26 protein-coding genes are annotated in these 24,923 nt (G+C 42.5%); 7 read left to right on the top strand and 19 right to left on the bottom strand.

The window, feature by feature from the left end; all coding sequences use genetic code 11:
• Positions 1 to 116: 116 nt before the first annotated feature.
• The 6 genes from G563_RS36435 to nadA form a co-directional block, all read right to left on the bottom strand.
• Positions 117 to 596, bottom strand: coding sequence for a hypothetical protein (locus tag G563_RS36435; protein WP_051211335.1), 480 nt, complete (start codon positions 594 to 596; stop codon positions 117 to 119).
• A gap of 24 nt (positions 597 to 620) precedes the next feature.
• Positions 621 to 830: a membrane protein insertion efficiency factor YidD gene (yidD, locus tag G563_RS0131900; protein ID WP_028668912.1), complete on the bottom strand. Its 210-nt coding sequence runs from the start codon at positions 828 to 830 to the stop codon at positions 621 to 623.
• A gap of 120 nt (positions 831 to 950) precedes the next feature.
• Positions 951 to 1,847, bottom strand: a complete 897-nt coding sequence (locus tag G563_RS0131895; RefSeq protein ID WP_028668911.1) for a nucleotidyltransferase family protein — start codon at positions 1,845 to 1,847, stop codon at positions 951 to 953.
• Positions 1,848 to 1,882: 35 nt separating this feature from the next.
• A complete protein-coding gene (locus G563_RS38330) occupies positions 1,883 to 2,044 on the bottom strand; it encodes a DUF8506 family protein (protein ID WP_157585766.1) in 162 nt (53 codons plus the stop codon).
• Positions 2,037 to 2,618 (bottom strand): ATPase, encoded by a 582-nt coding sequence (locus G563_RS0131885; protein WP_028668910.1) that lies wholly within the window; start codon positions 2,616 to 2,618, stop codon positions 2,037 to 2,039. Before G563_RS0131885 ends, G563_RS38330 begins: the two co-directional genes overlap by 8 nt.
• A 1-nt stretch (position 2,619) precedes the next feature.
• Positions 2,620 to 3,618: a quinolinate synthase NadA gene (gene nadA / locus G563_RS0131880; protein ID WP_028668909.1), complete on the bottom strand. Its 999-nt coding sequence runs from the start codon at positions 3,616 to 3,618 to the stop codon at positions 2,620 to 2,622.
• Positions 3,619 to 3,750: 132 nt separating this feature from the next.
• On the opposite strand from nadA, the gene G563_RS0131875 reads away from it, so the two are divergent.
• Positions 3,751 to 4,182 (top strand): hypothetical protein, encoded by a 432-nt coding sequence (locus tag G563_RS0131875; RefSeq protein WP_028668908.1) that lies wholly within the window; start codon positions 3,751 to 3,753, stop codon positions 4,180 to 4,182.
• A gap of 155 nt (positions 4,183 to 4,337) precedes the next feature.
• Here G563_RS0131875 and G563_RS0131870 read toward each other — a convergent pair whose 3' ends face one another.
• The 3 genes from G563_RS0131870 to G563_RS0131860 form a co-directional block, all read right to left on the bottom strand.
• Positions 4,338 to 5,657, bottom strand: a complete 1,320-nt coding sequence (locus tag G563_RS0131870; RefSeq protein ID WP_028668907.1) for an NAD(P)/FAD-dependent oxidoreductase — start codon at positions 5,655 to 5,657, stop codon at positions 4,338 to 4,340.
• 124 nt (positions 5,658 to 5,781) lie between these two features.
• Complete coding sequence (locus G563_RS0131865) at positions 5,782 to 6,915, bottom strand: 5-(carboxyamino)imidazole ribonucleotide synthase (protein ID WP_084651026.1); 1,134 nt, start codon at positions 6,913 to 6,915, stop codon at positions 5,782 to 5,784.
• A 39-nt stretch (positions 6,916 to 6,954) separates the two neighbouring features.
• The gene (locus tag G563_RS0131860) at positions 6,955 to 7,185 is read right to left on the bottom strand and encodes a hypothetical protein (RefSeq protein WP_028668905.1); all 231 of its coding nucleotides are present in this window, start codon (positions 7,183 to 7,185) and stop codon (positions 6,955 to 6,957) included.
• A 277-nt stretch (positions 7,186 to 7,462) separates the two neighbouring features.
• On the opposite strand from G563_RS0131860, the gene G563_RS38750 reads away from it, so the two are divergent.
• The 3 genes from G563_RS38750 to G563_RS0131845 all read left to right on the top strand — a co-directional run bounded on the left by G563_RS38750 (position 7,463) and on the right by G563_RS0131845 (position 9,572).
• Entirely contained in the window at positions 7,463 to 8,020 is a 558-nt protein-coding gene (locus G563_RS38750; protein WP_028668904.1) for a collagen-like triple helix repeat-containing protein, read from the top strand.
• A gap of 92 nt (positions 8,021 to 8,112) precedes the next feature.
• Complete coding sequence (locus G563_RS0131850; protein WP_028668903.1) at positions 8,113 to 8,877, top strand: alpha/beta fold hydrolase; 765 nt, start codon at positions 8,113 to 8,115, stop codon at positions 8,875 to 8,877.
• On the top strand, positions 8,874 to 9,572 hold the full coding sequence (locus tag G563_RS0131845; RefSeq protein WP_028668902.1) for an SAM-dependent methyltransferase: 699 nt from the start codon (positions 8,874 to 8,876) through the stop codon (positions 9,570 to 9,572). Before G563_RS0131850 ends, G563_RS0131845 begins: the two co-directional genes overlap by 4 nt.
• Positions 9,573 to 9,638: 66 nt before the next feature.
• On the opposite strand, the gene rho is transcribed toward G563_RS0131845, so the two are convergent.
• Positions 9,639 to 11,390 carry a transcription termination factor Rho gene (rho, locus tag G563_RS0131840; protein ID WP_028668901.1) on the bottom strand — a complete coding sequence of 584 codons (1,752 nt, stop codon included), beginning with the start codon at positions 11,388 to 11,390 and terminating at the stop codon, positions 9,639 to 9,641.
• Positions 11,391 to 11,824: 434 nt separating this feature from the next.
• On the opposite strand from rho, the gene yidC reads away from it, so the two are divergent.
• Positions 11,825 to 13,705 (top strand): membrane protein insertase YidC, encoded by a 1,881-nt coding sequence (gene yidC, locus G563_RS0131835; RefSeq protein WP_028668900.1) that lies wholly within the window; start codon positions 11,825 to 11,827, stop codon positions 13,703 to 13,705.
• A 108-nt stretch (positions 13,706 to 13,813) separates the two neighbouring features.
• Here yidC and hisS read toward each other — a convergent pair whose 3' ends face one another.
• Together hisS and G563_RS36430 are read right to left on the bottom strand one after the other, a co-directional pair.
• Complete coding sequence (hisS, locus tag G563_RS0131830; RefSeq protein WP_028668899.1) at positions 13,814 to 15,202, bottom strand: histidine--tRNA ligase; 1,389 nt, start codon at positions 15,200 to 15,202, stop codon at positions 13,814 to 13,816.
• 325 nt (positions 15,203 to 15,527) lie between these two features.
• On the bottom strand, positions 15,528 to 15,884 hold the full coding sequence (locus tag G563_RS36430; RefSeq protein WP_037328759.1) for a hypothetical protein: 357 nt from the start codon (positions 15,882 to 15,884) through the stop codon (positions 15,528 to 15,530).
• 90 nt (positions 15,885 to 15,974) lie between these two features.
• Between G563_RS36430 and G563_RS0131815 the strand changes: the two genes are divergently transcribed.
• Positions 15,975 to 16,739: a class I SAM-dependent methyltransferase gene (locus tag G563_RS0131815; protein WP_028668898.1), complete on the top strand. Its 765-nt coding sequence runs from the start codon at positions 15,975 to 15,977 to the stop codon at positions 16,737 to 16,739.
• Positions 16,740 to 16,911: 172 nt separating this feature from the next.
• Here G563_RS0131815 and G563_RS0131810 read toward each other — a convergent pair whose 3' ends face one another.
• The 6 genes from G563_RS0131810 to G563_RS38320 form a co-directional block, all read right to left on the bottom strand.
• On the bottom strand, positions 16,912 to 17,313 hold the full coding sequence (locus G563_RS0131810) for a hypothetical protein (protein WP_028668897.1): 402 nt from the start codon (positions 17,311 to 17,313) through the stop codon (positions 16,912 to 16,914).
• Between the two features lie 154 nt (positions 17,314 to 17,467).
• Complete coding sequence (locus G563_RS0131805; protein ID WP_028668896.1) at positions 17,468 to 17,752, bottom strand: hypothetical protein; 285 nt, start codon at positions 17,750 to 17,752, stop codon at positions 17,468 to 17,470.
• Between the two features lie 282 nt (positions 17,753 to 18,034).
• Positions 18,035 to 18,433, bottom strand: coding sequence for a hypothetical protein (locus tag G563_RS0131800; protein WP_157585764.1), 399 nt, complete (start codon positions 18,431 to 18,433; stop codon positions 18,035 to 18,037).
• 524 nt (positions 18,434 to 18,957) lie between these two features.
• Positions 18,958 to 20,322, bottom strand: a complete 1,365-nt coding sequence (locus tag G563_RS0131795; RefSeq protein WP_028668894.1) for a HAMP domain-containing sensor histidine kinase — start codon at positions 20,320 to 20,322, stop codon at positions 18,958 to 18,960.
• Entirely contained in the window at positions 20,319 to 21,008 is a 690-nt protein-coding gene (locus G563_RS0131790) for a response regulator transcription factor (RefSeq protein WP_028668893.1), read from the bottom strand. Before G563_RS0131790 ends, G563_RS0131795 begins: the two co-directional genes overlap by 4 nt.
• Before the next feature lie 230 nt (positions 21,009 to 21,238).
• The gene (locus tag G563_RS38320) at positions 21,239 to 21,400 is read right to left on the bottom strand and encodes a hypothetical protein (RefSeq protein ID WP_157585762.1); all 162 of its coding nucleotides are present in this window, start codon (positions 21,398 to 21,400) and stop codon (positions 21,239 to 21,241) included.
• A 473-nt stretch (positions 21,401 to 21,873) separates the two neighbouring features.
• Between G563_RS38320 and G563_RS0131780 the strand changes: the two genes are divergently transcribed.
• Complete coding sequence (locus G563_RS0131780) at positions 21,874 to 22,689, top strand: Cof-type HAD-IIB family hydrolase (protein WP_028668892.1); 816 nt, start codon at positions 21,874 to 21,876, stop codon at positions 22,687 to 22,689.
• Here G563_RS0131780 and G563_RS0131775 read toward each other — a convergent pair.
• Positions 22,658 to 24,919: an ATP-binding protein gene (locus tag G563_RS0131775; protein ID WP_028668891.1), complete on the bottom strand. Its 2,262-nt coding sequence runs from the start codon at positions 24,917 to 24,919 to the stop codon at positions 22,658 to 22,660. The two genes, G563_RS0131780 and G563_RS0131775, sit on opposite strands and share 32 nt — an antisense overlap.
• Positions 24,920 to 24,923 lie beyond the last annotated feature (4 nt).

Here is a 24,923-nt window from a genome sequence, read left to right as displayed (position 1 = left end):
GTCAGATGTTGTGCTTATCACTAGCCCAAAACTACGCAAAAATCTCTTTTGCATAACCAATATTCGCCCAAGAGATACTATCTGTTTAAGAAATAGGTTCTAAACTGCTGCATTTCTTACAATTCGGCATCTACGTACTTTTCAAAAATTTTCAAACCTACTTGTGAGCGCAGTGCCGAAATCCCCACGTCGATGAGGCGCAAGCCCTGTTCGGTAAGTAAGATATTGTCAAACAATAAACCGCCTATATCAGAGGGGCGCTTGAGGTCGCGATGCACAAACCCTGCTTGATGAAGAGCCCGGAGTCCATCTTCAAATACATCTAACCAGAGTTCGCGTATTTCGACTTCATAAGCACGATAATCTATCGGACGAATGCGCTCCATTACGAGCATTTCGGCCTGTAAACTTTCGTCATAATCCAACCTTACAAATCTGACCACCAATCCATTAATACCATTAGCATATTTCATCTTCTCAGCCTCCGACCCAATATCAGAGCGCGTATCTTTCAGATACAGTTTGGCTACCTCAGTGTCTGACAAAACAATGACGGTATTGTTGACTCCTGAAGAAAGTTTACGCGGATATTTCATAGTTAGTGGCTTAAAAATAAGAAACTACGGCACAGGGTCATGCCCATGCCCACCCCAAGGATGACAGCGGCCAATGCGCTTGAGACCCATCCAGCCCCCTTTGAATGCCCCGTGTTTTTGTACCGCCTCAATCATATACTGCGAGCACGTAGGCGTATAACGGCAAGAGTTAGGCAAATAAGGCGACAACATCACCTGATAGGCTCTTACTAAAAAGACGAGGATGGTTTTCATAACAATGAATAGTTACTTTGTCATGCCGTAGGCATCTAAAGTCAGCATAAATTAGGTTGATTGTAGATGCCTACGGCATGACAAGACGGCATAACAAGGCGGCATAACAACTGTGTGTTCTTACCACAACCGATCGGGATATTTGCCAGCTTCGTGTAGTTTTTGGAGGGCTGCCTGTACGGTAGGCTTGTCTTCGGGATAAGTCACCCCAAACCACTCCGAAGCATTCGGAATCACTTTCAAACGTCCGGCGCCACTTTTGATAAGGTGCGTAGCCACTACTGGGATATAAAATTCGGCTTTGGGAGCATTGTAGTTTTGGTGGGCGTATTCGGTAAACAATGCCTCCGTAATCGGAAATACCGAAGGCTTAAAGCCCCAAAAATTCATCGAAACGGGCGTTTCGGGCGTAAGTTCGGTCAGGTCGCCGTTTTCTTCAAAGAAGATTTTGTCTTCTTGCGGAAATATCTTGGTACGCTCCGTCACTACGTCGAGATAGCCACTGTCATTCACTTCACACACCCCTCTTGATACGGTTCCATTTTCGGACAAGGTCTTTTTGACTTCGTACGCAATCAAGGTATGCTCAGTATCGTCGGTGCTATTTTTTAAGAAATCAGCCACTAATTCAAAAGCTTCCAACCCATAAAAGTCATCGGCATTGATAATCGCAAAAGGCGTATCGGTCTGCTGCCAAGCGCATAGCATGGCGTGGCCTGTTCCCCACGGCTTGGCACGTTCGATTTGGCCCAATGCCTCAGGCACATAGCTCTGAAAACCTTGGATGGCGTAGTCGTAGTCTATTTTTCCTTGGAGTTTGGGGCCAAACACTTCTTCAAAATCATTGCGTAGTTCTTCGCGGATGATAAACACTACTTTGCCAAAACCAGCACGGATGGCATCATAAAGAGAATAATCAATGATGGTTTCGCCGTTGGGGCCAAACTGATCGAGCTGTTTGATACCGCCATAGCGGCTGCCCATTCCTGCGGCAAGGATTAAAAGGGTGGGTTTCATTAATCAGTATTTGATTAGTTAAAATATAAATTCCTTTATTTCTTTTTTAAAAGTTGCTTAGCAGATATGCGGCTAACACCACCTTTTTCATCAGCAACTACAAACGACTGACCAAAAAATGCTTTTTTTCGTACCAGTAAGTTCAGTGACTTTTCGGTACCTGTCAAGATTTTTTCAGACAACTCCTTACTATTCATTTTTATTGATTTGGTTAATGATTTGTTCCCAGATTAGCTTATTAAGCACCTCTACACTCCCATTTTTATCCCCATTTGCAATTATTTGTGGAGTCAAATTTGAGTTATCAATAAGAACCCAATGATCACATACTGGAATAAACAAATGAAATAGATTCTCAAGTCCTCTTTGATAACGCCGTTTTACTACATCAGATGGAATATGGTGCCCACCTTCTATAACTCGCTGCTTTACCCGTTCAACAGCCATAGCAAAAGAAGGTAACCAGAAAAACGCCAAAACAACCCTATACCCTAGTAATTGCGCTTCTCTTAACAAAGAGATGTAAGTCTTGCTAGCCAAAGTTGTTTCAAATGCAAATTCTTCGTGTATTGATAGTAAATAACGTATTCGTTGGAGCATAATTCTCCCCGCCTCAAACGCTACTCCTTCTGGATTGAATGGAGAAAGTCCTGCGGCTATATTATCTGCATTAACAAACTCCTTACAATTAAGCATTTCTGGCAAAATAGTTGAAGCCGCCGTAGTCTTTCCTGCTCCATTGGGGCCTGCAATGATATACAAGCTAGGCATTCTACAAATTTTTGCTCATTTCTAGCATTCGCATTACCGAATCATAGGCTTTGAGACGGATGTCTTCAGGAACCGTGATTTCGGGTTGCTCGTACAAGAGTGAATTATAAAGCTTTTCGACCGTGTTCATTTTCATGTATGGACACTCGCTACAAGCACAAGTATTGTTTTCGGTAGCGGGTGCTGGGATGATTTTTTTGCCCGTACCCGCTGCTGCTTGTTTCATTTTATGCAAAATCCCCGCTTCGGTCGCCACGATAAATTCGTCGTGGTGACTTTCGCTCACAAACTTCAAAATAGCCGTGGTAGAGCCCACAAAATCTGCTTGAAGCAAAATATTGTCTTTACATTCGGGGTGGGCTACGAGCAAAGCATTGGGGTATTTTTCGCGCAAAGCTTTCAATTTTGCTTCCGAAATATCCACGTGTACGATACAGGCACCGTCCCAAAGCACCATATCACGGCCCGTTTTTTTGGCTACATAGCGCCCCAAATTGGCATCAGGTGCAAAGATAAGCTTCTGGTCTTTAGGGATTTGTTCTACTATTTTTACGGCATTCGACGAAGTCACGATAATGTCCGAAAGCGCTTTGATTTCGGCCGAGCAGTTGATGTACGAAAGCACGAGGTGGTCGGGGTATTGGGCTTTGAAAGCCGCAAACTTATCGGCTGGTGCCGAATCGGCCAGTGAGCAGCCTGCGTTGAGGTCAGGAATCACCACCTTTTTTTCAGGGCTGAGGATTTTGGCAGTCTCTCCCATGAAGTGAACCCCGCAAAATACAATCATATCGGCAGGCGTACTTGCGGCTTGCTGCGAAAGCCCCAAGCTATCGCCAATATAATCTGCAAGGTCTTGAATGGCGCCATCTACGTAGTAGTGAGCCAATATGACGGCGTTTTTTTCTTTCCGCAGGCGGTTGATTTCGGCAACGAGGTCAATCTCGGGTGCGACAGTTTCGCGCACATAGCCGTATTTTTGTACTTGTTCAAGGATTTCCATTAGCTTCTGATATTTGGCTCAAACTTACACAAATTGTTTTTTGAATTTAAGTGTATCTTTGGGATTTTAGATGGTATCTACCATACAAACATCTATTTCAAGCGTTCGTTTCACAAAATACCACATCTTCTAATGCCTTGGGCCAAATACAGTTCGGTGATTATTGCGAGTATGTTGAAGTTTTTTGCCGGCCCCGTTACGGGAGTAGCCCTAGGACTCGAATGGTGGGAAACCGTCCTTTGTACCATCATTGGCATGATGCTGAGCGTGGTTTTGTTTGTATTTTTAGGGACTGCTATTCAGAACCTAATCGCACGCTATCGTTCTCAAAAACCCCGTCTTTTTAGTAAGCGTACCCGTATGGCTGTCAAAGTCTGGAAAAAGGCGGGTATCACAGGGATTGCCTTGCTGACTCCTCTGCTTTTTACGCCCATTGGTGGTACGTTGATTGCCGTTTCGTTCAAGGTATCCCGTTTTTTAATCATCAGCCATATGCTACTTTGGGGGGTGATATGGGGCGTACTATTTACCGTAGGGGTGTATTGGCTACGCAGTTTAGCCTAAAACATAAGATTGGTAGGATGCGCAAGGTAAAAACACAAGGTTTTTGTAGCTAACCACATATAATTAACTTCTCCGAAGCTATTTTTAGAACAAGAGATATGTACTAAAAATAGCTTCGAAGAGGCTCCATATCTTTAGAAAGCTTTGCTTTTATTTTAAGCTATTTCTTTTTCTAAAACGGGCGTCGGTTCTTTTTCTTTCAAAATCTTGGGCTTGATAATCAGGCGCAAAGACTGGTCATAGGTGATATAATTCCAAAGCCAGTTGATAAAAATCAGTAATCGATTTTTGACCCCGACGATTGAAATCAAGTGGACAAACATCCACGTCATCCACGCAAAAAAGCCCTGAAACTTCCAGAAAGGTAAATCTACCACGGCCAAGTTTCGACCTACGGTAGCCATAGATCCTAAGTCGTTGTACACAAAAGGTCTGAGCTCTTCACCTTTGATGATTCGGACTAAATTTTTGGCCAACAATTCACCCTGTTGCATGGCAGGTTGGGCTAGTTGGGGGTGACCATTGGGAAATTTTTCTTCGGTCATCAAGGCTACATCTCCTACGGCAAATACATTGGGCAAACCTTCGACTTGATTAAAACGATTGACTTTGATGCGTCCCCCTCGGCCATATACTTCCGCCGGGATTCCTTCAAGTCCGTTGGCCTTCACTCCTGCCGCCCAAATCAAGTTGTTGGTACGAATACGGTCACCCGTATTGGTGGTAGCATACTTACCGTCAAAATCGATGATTCTTACGCCTAAGCGCAAGTTTACGCCCAAATCTGTCAGATACTGTTTGGCTTTTTTAGAAGATTGGTCAGACATTACTTCCAGCACTTCGGGCGAAGATTCGTAAAGATATATCTGCATGGAGTCGAAGTTGAGTTCAGGATAATCCTTGGGGAGAATGTGGCGTTTCATTTCGGCCAAGGTCCCCGCTACTTCCACACCCGTAGGGCCACCACCTACAATGACCACATTCATCAATCCATGTCGCTCTTCGACGGTTTCGACACTGAGGGCATCTTCAAAATTTTGGAGCATCCGATTTCTAATGGCCAAAGCCTCCGACACTGATTTCATCGGAAGGGCATTTTCCATCATGTTTTTCATTCCAAAAAAATTGGTATCTGCCCCCGTGGCCAATACTAAGTAGTCGTATTCGACAGGCCCTAGTTTAGTTTCAATGACATTGGCAGTTGTATCAATGTTCACCACCTCTGTGACTCGGATGTGAACATTTTTTTTGGATTGAAACACCTTTCGGAGCGGAAAAGAAATAGAGCTAGGCTCTAACCCTGCCATTGCCACTTGATAAAAAAGCGGCTGAAATTGGTGATAATTATTTTTGTCGATTAGTACAACCTGTAAATCAGAACGTTGCGACAGCTTACGAGCAAGCGTAAGCCCACCAAACCCCGCGCCTATAATCACAACGCGTTTGAGTTCGGTTTTGGGGAGATTGGGTGTCATATCAATGGCTAATGGTGATATTTCTTTAGCTAATAAACGAAACTTTCCAAGTTTTAGCTTCAATCAATATTGTAAACTCAGAAAGTCTCTGTTTATCTAACGTTACGTTCTCCCTATTGGTTCGTTATTTTGAGATTACTCTCAAGGCATTTTTAACCCAATCCGCCTTCTGTTTTAAACCCTCCAAGGTGCTGTCAGTGACGGTAATATGTCCCATTTTCCGGAAAGGCTTGGTAATTTTTTTACCGTATAAAAAAGGGTAAACACCATGTACGCCCAATACTTCTTCCATGCCTTCGTAATGGGCGACACCCGTATGTCCTTCTTCACCCAGTAGATTGACCATGGCAGCGGGTGTGTAAGCGGCGGTATCGCCCAAGGGCAAATTGAGAATAGCACGCCAATGCTGCTCAAATTGAGACGTAAAATTAGCTCTTATGGTATGATGACCGCTGTTGTGAGGGCGAGGTGCTACTTCATTGATAAACACTTGTCCATCTTTGGTCAAAAACATCTCGACGGCCAAAAGCCCTACAATACCAATAGCTTGCGCTGTACGGATAGCCAGGTCTTTGGCTTGTGTTTCAATCGCCTCCGAAATTTCGGCGGGGGCAAATAAGTACTCCACCAAATTGGCTTCGGGATGAAACACCATCTCCACAGTAGGGAAAGTAGCTACTTCGCCGCGTTCGTTTCGTGCTACAATCACCGCTAGTTCTTTTTCAAAATCTACGGCCTTTTCTAACAAACCTGGCGCATCAAATGCTTTAGATACATCTTCGGCGGAGGCGATACGTTGCACACCTTTGCCATCGTACCCGTCCTTACCTAATTTGTGAAAAGCGGGTAAAAAATCAAGGTAGTTTTTGACATCCTCACGGTTTTGAGTCAATACAAAATCGGCAGTAGGCAGGCCATGCTCACGATAAAATTGCTTTTGGGTACGCTTGTCCTGAATCAGTCGGATCACATGGGGCTGTGGAAAAACTTTTTTACCTTCTTTTTCCAGTGCTTCGAGCGCTTCCACGTTTACTTTTTCAATCTCAATCGTCAAAACTTCTACGTCTTGCCCAAAATGATACACGGCCTCGTAATCTTGTAAAGAACCCTCAACAAATTCGGGCGCAATAGCAGCGCATGGTGCGTCGGCAGCGTCTAGGATTTTGACGTGCAAGTTCCAGTCGACCGCCGCTTGCAGGAGCATCAGCCCAAGTTGCCCTCCTCCCAAAACACCTACTTTTTGTTTAATATCAAACACGTTATTATTGATTTGTTAATACTTTATTTTTCGCCCTTTTTAATCATCCAATTCGTCGGGGTCGTTGATTTCAAACCACTCATAAATGGCATCTTCGGCCATTTTGAGCGCGGCATCAAGGTCTTTGACTTTTTTGGGAGATTCAAAAACAGTCCCCCCTTCGTCGATGCAGACTACCAATCCATCCCCATTTTCCAATTGTCCAAACTCTACTCTTCCGTATGTCTCCGCCCAGCGGTAGAGATAAGGGTATGATTTCTCTAAGCTCATTGTTGTTTCTGATTTTTGGTTTGGATACAAAGATAAACTAAAACCCATTTCATTTCATTGTAATCCCATTTCCTAATCTTGTGGCGGGGCTATCTTACCCGAATAATAAAATATAAACCGCCCCCTATATGGTTTTTAGACGAATAGGCGTTAGAAGGAAGATTTAAAATAATTTGTTCAATTACAATCCACTCATATCTTTGTCAATGAGCCTCTCAGATATGATTCACTTTTAAATTTATTCTTCGTAGAGGCCGAAGAATTCTCTAACAATACTATGAAAATCTTAAGTTATCTATCACTTGCATTGGTCGTTTTGGTATCAGCTTGCACAGGCCCCCAAGGGGATCCTGGGCCCCAAGGCCCACAAGGGGTACAAGGACCTAAGGGCGACCCCGGTAGCAGTGGGGCGGCGTTTTATTCGACCAATTGGGTCTCTATTCCTAAACAATCTTTTGTGACCAATTATGACCAAAATGAACTGTACACTTCAATAGGATTACAAGGAGGAGCTATTCAGACCTATCTGACTCAAAAAACGCTTGATGGTGGGATGGTATTACTTTACAACCGCGTGGCTTCCAACAAAAGTTTTGTCAATGCAGTACCTTGGGATACTTACTTTGATGGAGCGCATGTGACTTACTCATTTGCTGCCGAACCTGGCAAAATTTCGGCTTTTATCTCTTTCTCTAAAGCCGTGAACGTGAGCAACTTTTTTACGGATGAAGAGTATCGCGCTGTTATCATTCCGCCTGCTACCGGAGCACGTTTGGGCAATGTCAACTGGAAAGATTATAATGAGGTAAAAAGAGTCTTGAATCTCGAAGATTAATTTTTCAATACTAATTAAATCCTCAGAGCACTTGGGGTAGAAAGTTGCCTTGCTATCTTTGTAAAACCAACAAACGCGTTTTGAAGACAGCAATGCAACTTTTTTTTCGTCAAATAGGCGCAGGTCGCCCCATTATTATTCTTCACGGCCTCTTTGGCTCTGCCGACAACTGGCTCACTATCAGCAAAGTGATAGCCGACAACGGTTTTTCGGTTTATACTGTTGACCAACGCAACCACGGGCGGTCGCCCCAAGTCCCTACTCATTCTTATCCCGAATTAGCGGATGATTTGTACGATTTTATCCAACAGCAAGATTTAGAAAAACCTATTTTAATAGGGCATTCGATGGGTGGAAAAACAGTGATGCAATACGCCATGCAATACCCCGGTACTTTTAGTCATTTGGTGGTAGTAGATATTGCACCTAGATTGTACAAAGTACATCATGGGGATATATTGGCAGGCCTGAAAGCTATTCCGCTCGATACCCTCCAAAACCGCAATGAAGCTGACCAAATACTGAGTCAGTATGAGCCTAGTCCGTCGGTGCGTCAGTTTTTACTTAAAAATCTCTACCGCAACGAAGAAGGGAATTTTGCGTGGCGCATCAATTTGCCCGTTTTAGACGAAAACATCGAAATCATTAGTCAGGACATTATCAATCAGCGAGTAGTAGAAGAACCTACGCTTTTTATGAGAGGTGAAAAATCAGGCTATGTACGTGACAAAGATTTACCCAAAATAAAAGAGTTGTTTCCCAATTCGACAGTAGATACTATCGAGGGGGCGAGTCATTGGGTACAAGCCGAGCAACCCGAGGCTTTTGTCAAATCGCTTGTCAGCTTTTTACAATGAAATTATACTTAATTCCGACACCACTTGCACCCGATACTACGGAGGGAGTTTTGCCGATACAAGTTCCCGAAGTAGTTAAAAAATTGGATGTTTTTTTTGTTGAAAACCTACGAACCGCACGGCGTTTTATTAGTTCTCTCAAAACTGGCAAAATCATAGACGAGCTTTCTTTTTTTGAGCTGCACAAAGACACACCCGAAACCGACACGTTGAACCAGCTAAAACAATTGTTGAAAGAAGGCAAAGATGCCGGAGTGATGTCGGAAGCAGGGTGTCCGGGAGTGGCTGACCCTGGCGCGGTTGCCGTCAAAATTGCCCATCAGTTAGGCATAGAAGTCATTCCCTTGATTGGGCCTTCTTCGCTGCTACTTGCACTTATGGCTTCAGGGATGAGTGGACAGTCATTTGTTTTTCATGGGTATTTGCCCATCGAAAAGGCTTCAAAAATCAAAGCTATCAAGCAATTAGAAAAAGAAGCAATTACCAAAAAACAAACCCAGCTCTTTATTGAGACGCCTTACCGAAACAATCAGCTTCTCGAAGATTTGGTACTACACTGTGACCCCACCACCCGTATCTGTGTGGCTTGTCATCTAACGGCGCCAGACGGATTTGTCAAAACATTCACAGCCAAAGACTGGAAAAAACATCAGGTGGACTTACACAAAAAGCCAACCGTTTTTTTAATTGGTTAACTAACTACAAAATTAGCCCGCTCAGTGGAGCGGGCTAATTTTGTAATCTTTATAAATAAAAAACGTTTAGCGATTCATCGATACCAAAAACTCTTCGTTGGTACGAGTTCCTTTCATGCGGTCGAGCAAGAAATCCATTGCTTCGTTGGGATTCATATCCGACAAATGTTTACGGAGAATCCACATACGTTGGAGGGTTTCTTTATCAAGCAGCAAATCTTCACGACGCGTACCTGACGACATCACATCGATAGCTGGATAAATACGTTTGTTGGCCAAACGGCGATCTAGCTGCAACTCCATGTTACCAGTACCTTTGAATTCTTCAAAAATCACCTCGTCCATTTTAGAGCCGGTATCAATCAATGCCGTAGCAATAATCGTAAGTGAGCCTCCATTTTCTACGTTACGAGCTGCGCCAAAAAATCTTTTGGGTTTGTGTAAAGCATTGGCATCTACCCCACCCGAAAGGATTTTGCCAGAGGCAGGGGTAACGGTATTGTGTGCACGGGCAAGGCGTGTAATAGAATCCAACAAAATCACAACATCGTGTCCGCACTCGACCATTCGTTTGGCTTTTTCGAGTACAATTCCAGCCACTTTTACGTGACGGTCGGCTTGCTCATCAAAGGTAGAAGAGATAACTTCCGCCCTTACGCTACGCTGCATATCGGTTACTTCTTCGGGGCGTTCGTCAATGAGTAGTATAATGAGGTAAATTTCGGGGTGATTGCGCGTAATGGCATTGGCTATTTCTTTCAGCAATACTGTTTTACCAGTTTTGGGCTGGGCCACAATCATCCCACGTTGTCCTTTTCCGATAGGGGCAAATAAGTCTAAAACACGAGTCGAATAATTGTCGGCTTTTCCACTGAGCTTGATATGTTCTTCAGGAAAAAGGGGAGTTAAATACTCAAACGGAATACGGTCACGAATTTCTTCGGTTGTTTTTCCGTTGACGGTTTCAACTCTAAGCAACGCGAAATATTTTTCACCTTCTTTGGGAGGTCTTACAGAACCCCGAATACTATCACCGGTTTTAAGGCCAAACAATTTAATTTGTGAAGGCGAGACGTATATATCGTCGGGGCTAGCAAGGTAATTGTAGTCAGCCGACCGTAAGAAGCCATATCCTCCATCAGACATAATTTCCAGCACGCCTTCGTTGATGATTAAACCATCAAATTCTTTGACGTAATTGTTATACTGACGTTTGATTTTATTGTAGTATTCGTCTTTATATTCGCGTGGTTTTTCTTCTGGCTTGGGCGGTTCGATATCAACAGGCGCCTCAGTATCAAGATTTTCAGTAATAAAAGAGGTATCCAAAAATTCATCTTCGGGCAAATCTTCTATTTTTAAATCTTCAAATCCATCCTCCTCTACAAACGCATTAGGTACAACTACTTCCTCCAATACCGGTGCTTCCACTACTGAAGGTGGCATTTCCTCCAAAGCGCCTTGCGCTTCAAGCGCTGGTGTAGTGAATAATATAGGTACTTGAGGATCAGCTTTTTCTTTTTGGATTCGTTGACGCTTCGAACGTTTTTCGCTATGGTCAGAATGAGTATATTCACGAACGGGGGGAATTTGGGCTAAAGGCTGTATTTTTTTCTCAACAGCGGCCGTATCATTCCCCTTACGAGGTCGTTTGGCAGGAGGATTCGCTTCTGGCTGCTCAGCAGTCAGTTGGCGTTCTAAAATCCTGTTTATAAGATCTTTTTTTGCTAATTTATTGTAGTCTTTGAGGCCGATTTGTTCGGCAAGAACTCTTAACTCCGACAGGAGTTTGTTGTTAAGATCGTCAGTACTGAGCATAAAATAGGGAAAGGTAAAGAGAGACTTTACACAAGGAATTCTTTTACTATTAGGTGTTTAACAATTTGAGAGCTAACCAAGAAATTAAATAGGATTGAAAGCTTGAACTGAACAAGGGAGGCGGTTTTTGGGTCTATCAGTATCAGAGGTTACCGCGGTGTTGTCAGAAATGTTTTGCAATGTTAACTCTAAAACGTGATTGTGTCAAGAAAAATTTTCACCAATTATTCTTTTTTTAAGCATTTACGTTAAATTTTCACTAAAATATTACCACTCATCCCTTCTCCAAGTACTATTTCTTGAAAACTCACTAACTTTGCACCCGCTTTTTGAAAAAAATGTTGAAGGAATCTATATCTGCAAAAACAACTATGACGCATCGACCTACCGCAGAATAGGGCTCAACGAATAAAGATAACGTTAAAACCAAAATAATGGAGAGAAATCAAATTATTGGATTAGTGCTTATTTTAGGTATGCTGGTGGGGTATCAGCTTTTGGTACCAAACCCCGAACCTGCCAAGCCTAATCCCACTAGTCAAGCCAAAACTACCCCCAGCACTTCAACCGCTACCGCTCCAGCACAAAGACAGTTGGATTCAGTAGCTGCTAAGGCCATTTATGGAGATTTTTCGAGCGCTGCTCAAGGAACCGCCAAAGATATTGTGGTTGAAAACGAAGACCTGCGTATCACTTTTAGTACCAAAGGCGGAAATGTCAAAGAAGTTTTACTCAAAAAATACAAAACGTATGAGCAACAGCCTCTTTACCTTATCGACGACAAAAGCAGTAAGTTCAGTTTAGAACTTCCTACCACTAAAGGCAATATCAATCTTTCAGATTTATATTTCACCACCACTGCCGCCAATACCACCCTCACAGCAGGACAATCCATCAAGGTTTCGTTTAGATTAGCTCTCGGTGCCAATCAATACATCGACCAAACCTACACCATTCAAGGCAGTGGCTATCTGATAGATTATGATGTACAATTGGTGGGTCTAGATGCTTTAGTTAAAAATGACCCTACGCGTTTTGTATGGCAAGACAAACTAAAACAATTTGAAAACGACATGGCCGAAAACCGTAAAGTAGTAACCACCAACTACTACTCCGACGGGAGCCTTTCTGATATAGGAAGAGGGCAAGGCGAAAATGTAGAAGAAAAAATTGAGCAACCTGTTTCGTGGTTTTCGCACAAAAACAAATATTTCTTGACGGCTTTTATTGCTAAAACCTCTCTACTCAACAATGTCACGCTAAAATCTCTCGTAGACGCCACCAACAATGACTACATCAAAACGATGCAAAGTGAAGGGGCAATTGCTACCACTGATTTGAAAGCGGGTAAAGGCAATTTTCAGTTTTTCTTTGGCCCTAACGACTATCAAGTAGTAAAAGAAGTAAAAGCGGCACCTGATTTTGGGGATAATGTAGACTTGGGATATGCGTTTTTGAAACCCCTCAACAAGTTCTTCTTTGTACCGATGTTTAACTTTTTAGAGAATTTTATTTCTAATTACGGTTTGCTCATCATTGTACTAGTATTGATTGTAAAACTTCTCATGACACCGCTCGTTTATAAGTCGTATGTAAGTATGGCTAAAATGCGCATGCTTGCTCCAGAGCTGGCTATTATCAGAGAAAAAGTAGGCGACGACCCTACCAAAATGCAGCAAGAACAAATGAAGCTCTACCAGCAAGTGGGGGTCAGCCCATTGAGTGGATGTATTCCGGTACTGGCTACGATGCCTATTTTGATGTCTTTGTTTTTCTTATTTCCGAATCTAATTGAGCTTCGTCAGCAGTCTTTTCTATGGGCTAGCGACTTGTCTACTTACGATGCGCCTATTAAGCTGCCATTTTCGATTCCTTTTTATGGAGCACACGTAAGTATTTTTACACTCGCCATGACCGTGTCGCAGCTTGTGTATGCGTGGTACAACAATCAAATCACCCCTACTCAAGTACAGCAGCCTGGCATGCCAGATATGCGTATGTTGACGTATTTTATGCCAGTGATGTTTATGTTTATCATGAATACATTCCCCGCAGGATTGAGCTTCTATTATCTGGTCTCAAACGTAGTGACTATCATTCAACAGCAAGTGATTCGCCGTTTTGTAAATGACGACAAAATCAGGTCTATTTTGGAAGATAACCGTAAGAAAATCGCTTCGGGAGAGAAAAAGAAATCTAAGTTTTCGGATATGCTTGAGCGCTCTATGAAAGCCGCAGAAGAAGCCAAAAAACAGGCTGAAGATGCTAAAAAGCAAACAGACGCAAAACGCCAACAGTTGAAGAAGAAAAACTAAAACGTTTTTAATCAATCATCAAAAAAGGCTTGGGAACTATTGTCCCAAGCCTTTTTTGATGATTATGTCGCTTGAAAATGCAGATTGCTTCAAGAGACAGTCACTTTTCTACAATAAAGTACTGGAAATCTTTGAGATAATATCAGTAAGAATAAGTTTTTCTTGTTCTCCTGTTTTCATGTTTTTAAGGGATAAAACACCAGTTTGAATTTCGTCTGAGCCTACAATCAACACGTAAGGAATACGCTTACGGTCGGCGTAGTCAAATTGTTTTTTGAGCTTGGCGGCATCAGGATATAGCTCTGCATTGATTCCTGCTTCACGAAGCGCCCGTAATACCCCAAGGCCATATGCTTCAGCTTCGGCATCGAAATTGGTAATCATGATTTGGGTAGAAATCGACTGATTTTCTGGAAAAAGTCCCAACTCTTCCAAAACATCATAAATACGATCTACCCCAAAAGAAATACCTACTCCCGACAACCCCGGCATTCCGAAAGTACCCGTGAGATTGTCGTAGCGACCGCCTCCTGAGATACTTCCCATTTGGACGGGTTCGCCGGTGGGCTTATTGGCTTTTACCTCAAAAATAGCCCCTGTATAATAGCTTAAGCCACGTGCGAGCGTGACGTCGAGTTGCATTAATGGAGAATCAAGCCCAAAATTTGAGACCTTTTTCCATACCTCTTCGAGCTCCGAAATGCCTTTCATTCCAATTTCAGAAGTAGCCAACCACTCACGTAGTTTACCAAAAATATCCGTTTGCTCCTCAGCTAATCCGTAAATAGGCTGTAATTTCTGAATAGCCTCTGCTGAAAACCCTCTTTCTGCCAGTTCTTCTTCTACTTTTTCTTTGCCAATCTTATCCAATTTATCAATCGCCACGCACATAGGGCCTTCTTGACCCGGCGCACCTATTACTTCTGCGATACCGCTTAATATTTTACGGTTGTTGATTTTGACGGCAAAGCTTGTAAGCCCCAAGGCGCGAAGCACTTCGTGAATCATCAGTACAATCTCAGCTTCGCAAAGCAGTGAGTCGGTACCCACCACATCGGCATCGCACTGATAAAACTCCCGATAGCGTCCGCGTTGTGGTCGGTCGGCACGCCACACAGGCTGAATCTGATAGCGTTTGAAGGGCATCACAAGCTCTCCGCGATTCATGACTACATAGCGCGCAAAAGGTACCGTAAGGTCATAACGAAGCCCTTTTTCGGAGATTTTGAGCGTTAATTTTTTATAGCCTTCTTGAAGATGCTCTTCTTTGAGGCCGTCGGCGAAGTTGCCAGAATTGAGTATTTTGAACAAAAGCTGATCGCCTTCATCCCCGTATTTTCCCATCAATACCGACAAGTTTTCGAAAGCAGGAGTTTCCAAAGGTTGAAATCCATATTTTTGAAATACACGTCGAATAGTATCAAAGATGTAGTTGCGTTTGGTCATTTGCGCGGGGCCAAAATCACGCGTCCCACGCGCCAAAGAAGGTTTACTCATTATTTTAGGAGTTAATAAGAATCGAAGAGCCACCGTTTGAGTACCTGTAGCCTGTTCAAAGAAACCACAAAAGTAGCACCTCCCCCGAAAAAAAAGCACAGAGCACTTACTTTTTTAAAAAGAAGTCCGTATTTTTGCGGCTCATTTTTTCAGAATCATCATTTAAAGATAATACTACAATGGGTGTGACTAAACTTTTGCGTAAAAGCAAGCGCAACGTAATGATACCACAAAACGAGCAAAAACTAATGAAGCAACGTTTGTGGAAGCCAGAAATCAAAAAAGTTGATGTAGAGGCTATCAAGGCTGAATTCGCCGCTAAAGCTTAACCAAATTTGCCGCCTTGAGCGGCATTTTTCTTTTTAAGGGCAGTCTCCCACTCTTTCTGCATTTTTTTCAATTTTCGGCGCATTTCTTGGCGATATTTATACTGAATGCGAAAAATGACGGCTTGCCCAAACATCACAAGGGCACCATTGATTACGATCAAGCTATACGTACCCATCAAAAACCATTGACGAAAAGGAGCATTGGTGTGCTTGAGGTGCCCTGCTTCGCTAAATACGCACAATCCATACCCCAAAACTATGGTACTCAGCGGGCCAAGTATCATCCATTTGGTACGTGAACTCATGCGTTTGACCAATTTTTGGCCGGGTGGTTTTGAGGTTTTTGGAATCATATTTGTAGTTGGTGTCTTTAGGTTTTGCTTTTAAGTCGAAAAGTAAAAACTTTGCAGGAATTGTTGAAAAAAATCTCATAAAATTAGCGAATGAAAGAAATCATTAGTTGGGTACTGAGACACGTACCGCGCAAATACTTACAACTTGTGAGTCATTTTGGGGCACGTGCGTTATCTATTCTTTATTTAGGAAAAGGGGTCAAGTGTAGCGTATGCGGTAGCGAATTTCGTAAATTTCTACCCTATGGACGTTCAGGACGCGACAACGCCCTCTGTCCTCACTGCTTATCACTTGAACGGCACCGCCTGATGTATCTGTATCTACAGCGTAAAACAAATTTTTTTAAAGATAATCTCAAACTCCTACACGTAGCTCCCGAATATTGTTTTATCGACCGTTTTGAGCGGATGAAAAACTTGGATTATATCACCGCCGATATCGAATCGCCTTTGGCGAAAGTCAAAATGGATATTCACCAAATTCCTTTTCCTGACAATACCTTCGATGTCACTTTCTGTAACCACGTCATGGAACACGTCGACGATGATATAAAGGCTATGTCGGAACTATATCGAGTACTCAAACCAGGGGGATGGGCGATTATCCAATCTCCCCAAGACTTGTCGAAAGCTACGACTTATGAAGACGCCTCTATCACCGATCCCAAAGAAAGAGAAAAGCATTTTTGGCAGGATGATCACTTGCGTCTTTTTGGAAGAGACTATGGCAAACGCCTCGAAAAAGGTGGATTTAAAGTAACTGAAGACCGTTTTGTAATGGACCAACTGACGCCAGAGGAAGTAAAGCTTTTTGCCCTTCCTGCCAACGAAATTATTTATTTTTGTCAGAAATAAGCGATCCCCCAACAAGACGATAAAAAAGCGCCCCGGAGAAAAATCTTCGGGGCTTTTTGTGTTTCAAACCAGTTCTCTAATCTAAACAATAATAGTAATGGTATGGAAGGAAAAGAATCGTTACTCTCAATTTGGTTTGGGGCAATTGCAACCAACTACCCCCTGAGCAAAATTATTTGCTCGATGTATCTTTTTGCTGAGAAGGAGTAGTTTCAACTCTACGAGCAACTCTTTCTTCTACAGACATTGGTTTCTGAATCTTGTAGTGATTGGGCGACAAAAAAGGATTTTGGGGAGCAGGTCCTATCACAGGCGTGTTCAATACGAGCGTTGCCTCTTGCGCTACATTGGCACCGCCTTGTCGCTTATAGTTGTGCGCCGAAGCTACGTTGTTTTGTAAGTTCAACGGTACTGAACGCTCCTCGGTCGATACAACAAGAGAACTCTCACTTTTAGCTGCCTTCTGGCTTACTGGACGCTTGTAGTTGTGTGGCGAACTCAGACTGCTTTGGGCTACAGCTACCGCCGAACCTAGAAATACAAATGCTATAAGGGTATGAACGAACGTTTTCATAATAATCTCTGATTTTTAAAATGGAATACTTCTCTGTTTTTTGGAATACACAGGGTAGCTTTTCTGCTACTATCTGTTTGTCTTTTGACATTACAAAACTACGGCGACGGTATTAGAAGCAACTTAGGGTAATGTTAGAAAAGTATTAGAATTTCTAAGGTGTGCCGCCGAGCTGTTGCAATTTAGCCTTCATCTCATAGAGTTGATAATCGGCGTGTTGTTTGGCCGAATGAAGCGAGTCATAGCTCACTTTCAGTCTATTATGAGCTTTCACTAACGATAAATGGGAGTTTCGGAAATGAAATGCGGTTCCGATTCCTCCGAAAAACAAAAACGCAAACAACAACATACCTATCCCCCACACCAAGCCGTAATTACGCTTCTGAGGCGGGCTAGGAAATGTGTTTTTGAATGAATAATCAAGAGAATAGCGTGCCATGATTTTGAAAATTAAATGTGACAAATTTATCTAGCCATCATTAGATTCAACTTAGACCTACATTAGAATATCCTTAGAAGTTTTTTTAGGCAACCTTCAGATAGTCGAAGACGATTTTGAAAGCATGACTGCCAAAAAACAGCCCCGAAGAAAACTCTTCGAGGCTGTTTGTCTTTAAACCAGTTTTCTAATCTAAACTAAATAACAATGGTATGAATGGAAAAGAATCGTGCTTTCAATTTGGTTTGGGGGCAATTTCTCATTATCACCCCCAGGAGCAATTTACTTGCTCAAACTATCTTTAGGAGCCTCCGGCAATACTACCTTCCGTGCTACCCTTTCTTCTACTTTCATCGGCTTTTGGCTCTTGTAGTGATTAGGCAACAACAACGGATTTTGTGGCACAGGGCCTATCACCGGACTCGACAATACGAGTGTTGCCTCTTGTTCTACACTAGCTCCACCTTGACGCTTATAATTGTGGGCCGAAGCTACGTTGTTTTTTAACTTCAACGGAACTGCTCGCTCCTCGGCTGAAACTACTAGCGCATTTTCGCTTTTAGAAGATTTCTGACTCACAGGACGCTTGTAGTTATGAGGGGAGTTGAGGTTGCTCTGAGCTACGGCTACTGTACTACCTACTAATAAAAATGCCATAAAAGCATGAACGAACGTTTTCATAGTAATCTCTGATTTATATATATGGAATACTTATTGTTTTTGGAATACACAGTGTAATTTTTTACTACTGTCTGTTTGTCTTTTGACATTGCAAAACTAAGGCCTCAACATTAGAACCAACTTAGCGCAGTATTAGAATCACATTAGAATCCATTTACTTACCAAAACTTAAGTAATAGCCAGTTAACCGTCATCAGTTAACTAACTCTTATAAAACACAGATTATCAACAGATTAAACCTACTGAAAGAACAAAAAATAATAGAAATTAATTTTGGGCAATTACTTATCTAAAATACCTATAAACATAAGTTACCTTAATAGACTTGAGCTTCATAGTCAAAAACTAGTTAGGTTTGACTTCTCCAAAGTCTTCTGTTTTTTGCGGACTTGTTTGATAGAAATTCTTTACCTCTCCGAGGCAGAAAGGTCTTATAGCTTCGCAGAAGTCAAACATCAAGCGAAGGCAATGAACCTAGCTAGCATCAAATCACCTAGATTCGGGATGTTCAATGTTAGGAGATACTAAAACTTGTGGGGAAGAACCAAGGTAAAAGTGGTGCCTTTGGGCTCTTCTGACTCTACCACCACTCTGCCTCGGTGTAGCCTTACAATACGCTCCGTAAGCGATAGCCCGATGCCGTGTCCTGCTACTTGGCGGGCATTGGTAGCTCGCCGAAAAGGTTTGAAGATATGCGGTAGCTCATCGGCCGGAATCACTGGCCCTGTATTATGAAACTGAATTTCTAAAGTATTAGGAAGATTATTAAACTTTATATTGACGGTGTGGTTGGGCGAAAACTTACAGCCATTTTCCATAAAATTAGTCAATGCCACTCGCAATAAAGGTTCGTTGCCCATCACTTCAAAGCGCGGCGTATCGTTAGAAAACCCCTCTAAATCAACCTTTATACTAAATTTGGGATGCGCTTTCATGATTTCGCTTCTCACTTGCCAAAATATTTCGTCAATAGCCACAGACGTGAATTTGACTGCCGATTCGTCCATACTTACCTTTGCCAAAGACAATAAACCATTAGAAAGGCGATTGAGTTGGCGAGCATCCTCTAATACCGAGCGCAGGGTATCTTGCCATTCTTGGGGATCATTGTCCATGAGTGCTACCTCTATTTGGCCAGTGATAGCCGTAAGCGGCGTACGAAGCTCATGGGAGGCATTCGAAACAAAGGCCCTCTGCATTCGAAAAGCATCTTCCAAACGGTCAAGCATTTGATTGAAACGCTCGGCAAGTTGCCCTATTTCATCCTGACTATTAGACACTTCTACGCGCAAATCTAGTCGTGTGGCAGTGATATCGTCTACTCGTGCGATGAGTTTTTTGAGAGGTGCCAAAGCGCGATAAGCATATATCCATCCTACCACAGCTACTACCATAGTAGCCAAAAACCACCCAATTGCCATCACAAGCGCCAAGTTTTGAACCTCCCTAAAACCGTATTTGTCTATCCCTGAGCCAAAAACCACAAAGCGATTTTGGCGATCTACCACATAAATTCCCACAATTTCCCGCTGCCCTTCGCGCCATCGTACTTCTTTTTCTACCCTGACCCGGTCGAGGATAGCTTTATCAATATTTATATAATCGGTTCCGCTCTCATAGCGGAGCTTATTTTGATAATCATAAACAATGATTTCTTCCTGATGAAGTACCGTCATTTGATTGCGATCCAGCAATTTGAGCAATTCGGGACTAATGGTTTCTTTATCAAAAAGCAACTCTACCGTAGTACGCGCCTCTTCTCGCAAGCGTTTAAAAAACTCCTCTTGCCGGTGATATTCGGCAAAAAAGTAAATGACAACACAAAACAACAGTAGCAACACCGACACTACTGCCGTAAAAAGTACCGTAAGACGATTTCGAATTGTCATTTTTCTTTGAGGGTATAGCCCATGCCCACTACCGTATGAATCAATTTGGAAGAAGCATCTTTATCGATTTTTTTTCGTAAATAATTGATATAAACTTCTATAAAATTGGTACCAGTATCAAAATCAATATCCCATACTTTCTCGGCAATATCAATCTTAGATACGACTCTCCCCCGATTGCGCATCAGATATTCTAAAAGCGCAAATTCTTTGGCCGTCAGCTCGAAGGCTTGCCCGCCTCGTCGCGCTATTTTCTGATCTAAATCCAGTTCCAAATCGGCTACTTTCAAAAGATTCGTAGATTCATTGGTTTTGACTACCCGTTTGAGCAATGCTTTGAGGCGGGCAATCAACTCCATGAAGTCGAAAGGCTTCACCAAATAATCGTCCACCCCCGCATCAAAACCAGCTAGTTTGTCGGCAGTGGTATCCAATGCCGTCAACATCAAAATGGGAATTTGGGTATTTTTGGTGCGCACATAAGCAGCTAGCTCCACCCCATCCATGTAAGGGAGATTGACATCAAAAATAAGTAAGTCGTAGGTACGTTCGTCAAAAAACTGTTTTCCAAGCCGACCATCTTCCGCAATATCTACTTTGAACCCCTGCCTTTCGAGACCTTTTTTTATGAATGCTGCAACTTTGGATTCGTCCTCTACTAATAACAACTGCGCCGTATTTTCCATTTTGAATGCGTTTGTGATTTTTGAAAGTCGTTTTTAAGGTTTAGACGTAGGCAAGCTAGTATATTTTAATGAGTAGTTTGGAGGATAACTAATCGCCACTTTACTATCTTCTTTTCGGGAGCTTACACTTTTGACATGCGCCGGCCCATATACTCTTTGCAACGCTCGGCTATGGGTTTCAAAAATATACACATTTGCCAAATCAGTCAACCAAAGTTTGTCAACACCCTTTAATTGTCTACATCTACTACCAAAAGTCGGTGCTGGGATTGCTCAGCCAAAAGTAACCAACGTTGGCTGGTGTTTAAAGTCGTAACCTGCCCATAGACTGCGAGGCTCATGCTACTCCCCCAAATCATCAAAAGCACCCTTAGTTTGTTTATATGCTTCATTTTTAAAAGATTTTTCTATCCGCTTTTTCTTTTTTAAGGAAAAAGAAGGTAAGTCATACCCATTTTTTTGTGGCTTGATTGTAAACTAAGACTTAGGTAATTATGCAATGTTAATTAGGATTTTGTTGCGCAATACCTCGAACCTCTTCAAACCCCATGTCGTATCGGCGGTCTGACTTTAGGCTGGGGTGGGTAAAAAAGACCACAACGTAGGGCTTTAGCCCTGATTTTTTTTGACAAAAGCGTAAAAATCAGGGCTAAAGCCCACGTAAAGCTCTCACATTGTATCCCCAGCCTAAAGGCGTGGGGTTAGAGGAGTCGCATATTGTTGATAATATCCAGTTTAATTTTGCTTAGTTGCTTATATGATAAAAAGCATTGATTGGTTTAAAAATAGTGCATTTTTGGAAAAAGCAAACCCAATGTCACCAATCATAGTGAACTTCTAAGTCGCAAATTCTCCTTACATATATATGAAAGACATTAAACTAATAGCTACCGACATGGACGGAACTTTGCTCAATTCCAAAGGGGAACTGAGTGATACATTTTATCCAATTTTTGATCAACTCAAATCTCGTGGCTTGTATTTTGCGGCTGCTAGTGGCCGCCAATATTACAATCTCCGCAAGCGCTTTGAGCCTATCCAAGACGACGTTATTTTTGTAGCCGAAAATGGTAGTTATGTAGTATTTCAAGACCAAGAATTGTATGTGCAATCGCTTGATAATCTTACTACCAGAGAGTTGATTCAGGTAGCTCGTCAAATCCCCAATGCTTACCCTATCTTGTGTGGAAAAAAGAAAGCTTACGTCGAAAATACGGAAGACGCCTTCTGGGCCCAGTTTACGAAGTATTTTGAACGCTACGAATTAGTAGATGATTTACTCAAAATCGACGATGATTCGTGCTTGAAAGTAAGCCTCTGCGATTTGGCAGGCTCTGCCACCAACAGTTATCCGCATTTCAAACCTTGGGAGACATCGCTACAAGTAAAAGTGTCGGCGGGGATTTGGCTAGATATATCCCACAAACTTGCCAACAAAGGCCAAGCTCTTTCGGTGTTACAAAAAACCTATGGAGTGAGTATCGATGAGACTATGGTCTTTGGCGATTATCTCAACGACCTCGAAATGATGCATCAGGCCTACTACTCCTACGCCATGGAAAATGCCCATGAACATGTAAAGAAAGCGGCCCGTTTTAGAGCCAAAACCAACGATGAAAATGGTGTTTTAGAGATACTTAACGATGTACTCAAGGCACAGTCGGGAAATATACACGAATGATTGTCCCGACATTTTTCTCACTTTGAGCTTCTATAAAACCCTGGTGATTTTCCATGATTTTTTTACAAATCGACAGGCCAATTCCTGACCCACGGTATTGGCTTGGACTGTGAATTCGTTTGAAAACCTCAAATATTTGGTGCGCATATTCATTGTCAAACCCTACGCCATTGTCGATAAAAGAAACTTGGTAGAAAGACTTTACTTGTCCTTCTACGGTTTTTTCGACAATGGTACACCTGATTTGGATAGACAAGGGTATCTGGGTTTTGCTAAATTTCAGCGCGTTGCCTATCACATTGAGCCATAGCTGTTTCAATAAAAACGAAACGCCTTTGACGGAAGGCAATGTATCGGATTCTACAACCGCATTTTTTTCGTTGATTTCGCTCGCCAACTCCGCCAATACCTCTTCATTTATCTTGTTAAGGTCGGTATCTACAAGCTGATTTTCGCTTTTACTCACCTGCGAATAAGATACCAAATCTTGAATGAGCGTCTGCATCCTTACGGCAGCATCTTTCATCCTAGTGACCGACTGAATCACCATAGACGAGTAAGTGTTGTGCTCATCTTCCAAAATACGCGACGCAAAAGTCTGTATCTTCCGCAATGGTTCTTTTAAATCATGCGTACTTATCCAGTTGATATTTTCGAGTTCGGATACTGCTTTTTGGAGTTTATCGCTAAGCTGAGCCAATTTGACTTTATCCTGTGTAAGCTGGTTGAGATGTATTTGTGTTTGAAGCGCGTAAGACACCGTAGCAGCGGCTGTCAATTCGGGCTTTTCCCACAAACGACTTTCAAATCTTTTGATCTGCTTCCACAAATCAAAAGATTTTCGCGGTGAAAGACCCTTTGGATTATACTCAATCGATTTTGAGGGATCGCCCGCCCAATTTACTTCTTGAGGCGTCTCTGGTCTAAACCAAAGTATACAATCCTGCGAATATCCCCCAAAAGGATAATATATTACTCCTGCCGCAGTAGACGTAAGTTCCTCAGCTTTAGGGTATACATCTACCAATTTGTTGGTATAAAATACGTTTCCTTCCGAGATTTGGGACAATTGACCTATCAATTGATACACTTCACCTTCGGTGGGTGTTGTACCACTTAGATGTAGTTTGTTGTCGTACAAAATCGCCATTCCTCGAGCGTTTACGACTTTTAAGCTATGTTCATTTGTCAGAAACCTTGCAATAAAATCCTGATGAACGTGAGAGGTCATATTTAAAATTACTTCCAAGCTCTGTTCCACATTTTTGGCCAGAGCATACTCTTCGGCCTGTTGACGGACATTGATTTGCGAAGCTAAAAAATGCCCCTGTAGCAGCGCCGAAAGGCGCGTATAGTGAGGGAGATTTTTGGGACTATAATGATGACACGAAATAAGCCCCCACAATCGATGATTGTTGATAATCGAAATCGTGAGCGTCGCAGCTACACCCATGTTTTTGAGATATTCGATATGAATCGGCGACACGCTTCTCAATACCGACAAACTCAAATCCAAATCGCGGTGAGTACTGAGCTGGGTAGTTAGGATAGGCACTGGCTCATAATGTACATCGGCTATCATACGCATAAGATTGCGCAAATAAAGCTCTCTCGCTTGAGGAGGAATATCAGTATGAGGATAATGAAGCCCCAAAAACGGCTCCAAATCCCCACGCTTGCTTTCGGCAATCACCTCACCATTATATGCCTCATCAAACTTATAAATCATCACGCGGTCGTAGCCCGTAATGTCGCGCGTTTCGGCCGCAATCAACTGACAAAGAGACCGTAACGAAGCTGTCTCTTGAAGATAATGGACAAACTTCCGAGTTTGATTATACAAATCTGGAGTCCGTAAATGACCATCAGGGAAGGGCTCTGCTTCAAACAAATACCACTGTCCAGAAGGTTGTAGGGTACAGTTGTATTTCTCATTTTGATATTCGAGCACAAAAGGCTCAGCCACCTGCGAGCCATATTGTTTGAGATGGGCTTCGAGAGCCACCTCTATGGCAGGAGAAAAAATTGCCCCAAAACGGTTGTTTAAGATTTTCTCAATAGGAATTCCTATAAAAACAGAGCAATTGTCGCTGGCATAAACGACCTTAAACGCTGCATCAAAAGCCAAAAGAAATCCATGCGGCTGAATACTTCCTGGTACATGGATTGGTTCACTTTCACAATCCTTTAAATTGGCTATATCGCGATTGACAATGGTGTTGATAATCATCGAG

It is taken from the genome of Runella zeae DSM 19591 (genome assembly GCF_000423565.1).
Taxonomy (GTDB): Bacteria; Bacteroidota; Bacteroidia; order Cytophagales; family Spirosomataceae; genus Runella; species Runella zeae.
The sequence above is the reverse complement of the archived record's forward strand: the minus strand, read 5'-3'. Positions and strand labels throughout refer to the sequence as shown.